The 3,850-nt window shown below is 63.4% G+C and carries 5 protein-coding genes; all 5 read left to right on the top strand.

Translation table 11 applies throughout. The annotated features are described in order from the left end of the window. The coding region (locus H0V34_04935; protein ID MBA2491068.1) for a type II secretion system protein GspJ at positions 1-319 on the top strand (319 nt) is incomplete at its 5' end. Beyond that, the gene (gspK, locus tag H0V34_04930; GenBank protein ID MBA2491067.1) at positions 316-1,260 is read left to right on the top strand and encodes a type II secretion system minor pseudopilin GspK; all 945 of its coding nucleotides are present in this window, start codon (positions 316-318) and stop codon (positions 1,258-1,260) included. The genes H0V34_04935 and gspK, both read left to right, overlap by 4 nt. 31 nt (positions 1,261-1,291) lie before the next feature. Continuing rightward, a complete protein-coding gene (gene gspL / locus H0V34_04925) occupies positions 1,292-2,563 on the top strand; it encodes a type II secretion system protein GspL (protein MBA2491066.1) in 1,272 nt (423 codons plus the stop codon). Further along, complete coding sequence (locus H0V34_04920) at positions 2,560-3,045, top strand: type II secretion system protein M (protein ID MBA2491065.1); 486 nt, start codon at positions 2,560-2,562, stop codon at positions 3,043-3,045. The genes gspL and H0V34_04920 overlap by 4 nt, the downstream gene beginning before the upstream one ends. Positions 3,046-3,069: 24 nt before the next feature. After that, the coding region (locus tag H0V34_04915) for a type II secretion system protein N (GenBank protein ID MBA2491064.1) at positions 3,070-3,850 on the top strand (781 nt) is incomplete at its 3' end.

Below are 3,850 nucleotides of genomic sequence, written 5' to 3'. Positions count from 1 at the left end.
GACAAATCCCGCCGGCCAGAAGCGCAGCGAACTGCAACGGGTGGCCTACGACTACGATGAAGAGAACGAGCAGTTGCTCCGGCTGACCTGGCCGATGCTGGACGGTGCCGACGAGGACACCACCTTGCGCACGAATCTGCTGGAATCCGTCATGGGAGTGGAGTTCAGATACATGGACGAACGGCGCCAGTGGCAGACTTCCTGGCCGCCCCTGGGCCAGAACCCGAATGACGAGGACGCGCTACCGCGTGCGCTGGAGATGACCCTGACCGCCGAGCCCTGGGGCGAGATGCGCCGCGTCATGCTGTTGCCGCAATGAGCGGGCCCCGCCGTGAACGTGGCGTCGCGCTGGTCACGGCGCTCTTGATCGTGGCGCTCGCGACCGTGACTGCGGTGTCGTTCGCCATGCAACAGCAGTTCGACATTCGGCGCACCGGCAATCTCATTGACGGCGCGCAGGCCTGGGAATACGCCAAAGGCGGCGAAGAGTGGGCCAAGCTTATTCTAAGGCGCGACCGCAGGCCGGACATCGATGCGCTCGTCGAGGCGTGGGCGCAACCGCTGCCACCCATCGATCTGCCGGGCGGTCACATGGTCGGCCGCATCACCGACGCGCAGGCGCGCTTCAACATAAACAACCTGGCGCAGCAGGGCAATCCTGCCGGCGGCGCGGGCAATGGCGCGCAACTACAGTTTCGGCGCTTGCTGGTAACGTTGGGGCTGGATCCGCGCCTGATGTGGCCGATCATCGACTGGATGGATCAGGACATCAACCCCGTTAACCCTGCTGGCGCCGAGGACGACTTCTATAGCGGTCTCGACCATCCTTATCGCACCGCAAACCAGCCCATGACCAGCATCTCGGAGTTGCGCCTGGTTATGGGTTTTAACGCGAAGGTCTATCAGCGGCTCCAACCGTTTATAAGTGCCCTGCCCGCGTCCACGCTCATTAACGTGAACACTGCGCCACCGGAAGTGATGATGACCCTGGCGCCAGGTATGGACCCGAAAACTGCGGTCGCGCTGGTCAAGTACAGGCAGGAAAATCCGTTTACCACGGCGGAAGATTTTATAAATGCGGTACAGACCGTGGCGGGCATTACGCTGCCGACCGGCAGCGACACTTCGTTAGGCGTCACCACCCAGTTCTTCGAAGTCCGCATCGAGACAAGCATCGGCCACGGCCGCGCGGAACTGAACAGTCTGCTGGTGCGCGAGAGCGATGAAATCAGGGTGCTCCGCCGCACGCAGGGGTTCTAGAAACCAAGAATATTCATCGGGGACCGACATTATGGAAACGATACTCATCCGGCTTTTGCCCGCCACATACGATCCGCACGCGGACACGAGCGAAGCGGACGCGGAGGTAGCCGAATCGCCTGGCGCGGCATGGCAGGTGATCGGTGCGAACCGGCATCCTGTGGGCGAGCCCGCGTACGGATCGCTGAACGACGCGGCGTCTGCCGCCCATTACCGGCGCTGCGTGGTGCTGGCGCCCAGCGAAAACATTCTGCTGACGACCGTCAATCTCAAGGCGCGCAACCGCGAGCAGCTGGTGCGCGCCATGCCGTTCGCGCTGGAAGAAGAACTGGCCGAGAACGTTGAGCAAATGCATTTCGCGCCCGGCCACCGCCAGGTCGATGGCAGTTATCCGGTGGCGGTGGTTGCGCGTACCGACATGGATCTGTGGCTGGCGCAGTTGCGTCGCGCCGGGCTGATCCCGCAGGTGCTAATCCCCGATGTGCTGGCCGTGCCGCTGCATGGCGAGCAGCGCTGGAGTCTGCTGATCGAGCCGGACCGCGCACTGCTGCGCACCGGCGCGTTCAGCGGATTCACCCTGGAGCCCGATAATCTCGAGGTCATGCTGAGCTGCATGCTGGAAGAGGCCGCCACGCCGCCGGTCGCTATCGATGTGTATGGAATCGACGGCGAGGCCGACGCCGCACCATTGCCGCGGCTTCCCACCGTCACCTACGAGCTGCGCGCCAGCACGCCGTCGCCTGGCTGGGCGGCCGGCATCGATGAGAAGCGCACCATCAATGTGATGCAGGGGCAGTATCGCGTCAAGAGCGATGTGGTCAGGCTGTTTAAGCACTGGCGCGCGGCCGCCGCTCTGGCCGGGGTCTGGGTCGCGCTGCAGGCGGTCAACACCACCCTGGATTACCGGCGTCTGGCGGAACAGGATGTCAGCCTGCAGGTGGACATCGCGCAGGTTTATCGGGAAACGTTTCCCGGCACCACCCGGATCGTCAATGCTCGCGTGCAAATGGAACAAGAACTTCAGGCGCTGCGCCAGGCGAGCGAGACTGATACACAAGCCGGCTTCATGCCATTGCTGAACGCCGGTGGCCGCGCGCTTACGGACGCGGCCGACGTGAGCATCGTTAACCTCGATTATCTGGACGAAGCTCTTAACGTCAGCCTGAGCGCGCGCGAGCTGCAATCGCTGGAAGCGATCAAACAGAATATTGAAGAGCAGGGCCTGGCCGCCCGCATAGAATCTGCCGAGACGCGCGGCAACGCGGTAAACGGCCGGCTGGTGATCCGGGAGAGACGCGGATGAAAGACTGGTTTTATGCGTTACAACCGCGTGAACGCCTGATGGTGGTGGCATGCGGCGCGTTCGTGGCTATCGCTCTGCTGTACATGCTGGTCTGGGCGCCGATTGCGGCACGGCACGCGCAACTGGTCGTCAATGTAAAGGCGCAGCGGGAGGTGCTGGCGTGGATGCGCGACGCCGGCCAGCAGGTCCGGCAGGCGCGGCTCGCGATTCCGAACACGGCCGCGACCGACATGAATCGGTCGCTGCTCTCCATCGTCGACAGCACCGCCACGCAGGGCAAGGTGCGGGATCCGATCACGCGCATGGAGCCCGAAGGCGACAGCGGCGTACGCCTGTCGCTGGAAAACGCGGACTTCGATACCATGGTCCGCTGGCTGGGCACGCTCAAGGGCCAATACAACGTTGACGTTACGCGCGCCACGATCACGCCCGAAACCACGCCCGGCCGGGTTGACGCCCGCCTCAGTCTGCAACGGTCGTGAACTACCCATAATGGCCTTCTCATAATGATCAAACTGGCTATTCTCGGCATTTTCGCCTTCCTAGTGTCACTGATTGTGACGGCGCCCGCGCACCTGGCTGACGAGTATCTGCCGCCTGACATTCACGCCAGCAACCTGCAAGGCACGGTCTGGCAGGGTCAGGCGAGCCAGTTGCGGTTTCGCGGCTTCGATTTTGGGCAGGTGAGCTGGGAATTGCGGCCGCACGCGTTGCTGTTAGGCCGCATCCAGGCAGACGTAAGTGTCGAGCGCGTGGATCTGCGGGCACATGGGAATATCGCCCGTGGTCTCAGCGCCTATCACGTGTTCGATGCGCACCTCGAAGGCGGCGAACAGTTGCTGGCGCCGATCGCTTCGAACTACGGCGTGACGCTCGATGGCCCAATCGAGGCCGACATCGATGAACTGGCGTTCAACGATGTCGGCCCACAGGCGGCGGACGGGTTGATCGTCTGGCGCGATGCGCGGCTGGTGCAGCCGGCGTCGTTATCGCTGGGCGATGTGAACGTTAGCCTGGCGCAGGAAGACATCGTCGCCACAGCCCAGCTAAGTAACACCGGCGAGGCACTGAACCTTAACGGCAACGCACAACTACGCGCGGGCTGGACATACGACGTCCACCTGCAGATCGCGCCCACACCAGCCACATCCCAACAGGTACGCGACACCCTGCCCATAATCGGCGAGCCCGACGCGCGCGGCGCGGTGACGATCAATCGGCAGGGCACACTCGCAGCAGTATCGGCGGACGCACCAAGAGCGCCGCCAGCTTCGCGCAGCACCAGGC

The sequence above is a fragment of the Gammaproteobacteria bacterium genome, assembly GCA_013696315.1.
Classification (GTDB): Bacteria; Pseudomonadota; Gammaproteobacteria; order JACCYU01; family JACCYU01; genus JACCYU01.
Note: the sequence above shows the minus strand (reverse complement) of the source record. Positions and strands in the feature narration are given on the sequence as shown.

Bases quoted from the DNA above. Each gene is read 5' to 3' on its own strand.
- gspL (MBA2491066.1), top strand. From the start codon at position 1,292: ATGGAAACGATACTCATCCGGCTTTTGCCCGCCACATACGATCCGCAC.
- gspK (MBA2491067.1), top strand. From the start codon at position 316: ATGAGCGGGCCCCGCCGTGAACGTGGCGTCGCGCTGGTCACGGCGCTC.
- H0V34_04920 (MBA2491065.1), top strand. From the start codon at position 2,560: ATGAAAGACTGGTTTTATGCGTTACAACCGCGTGAACGCCTGATGGTG.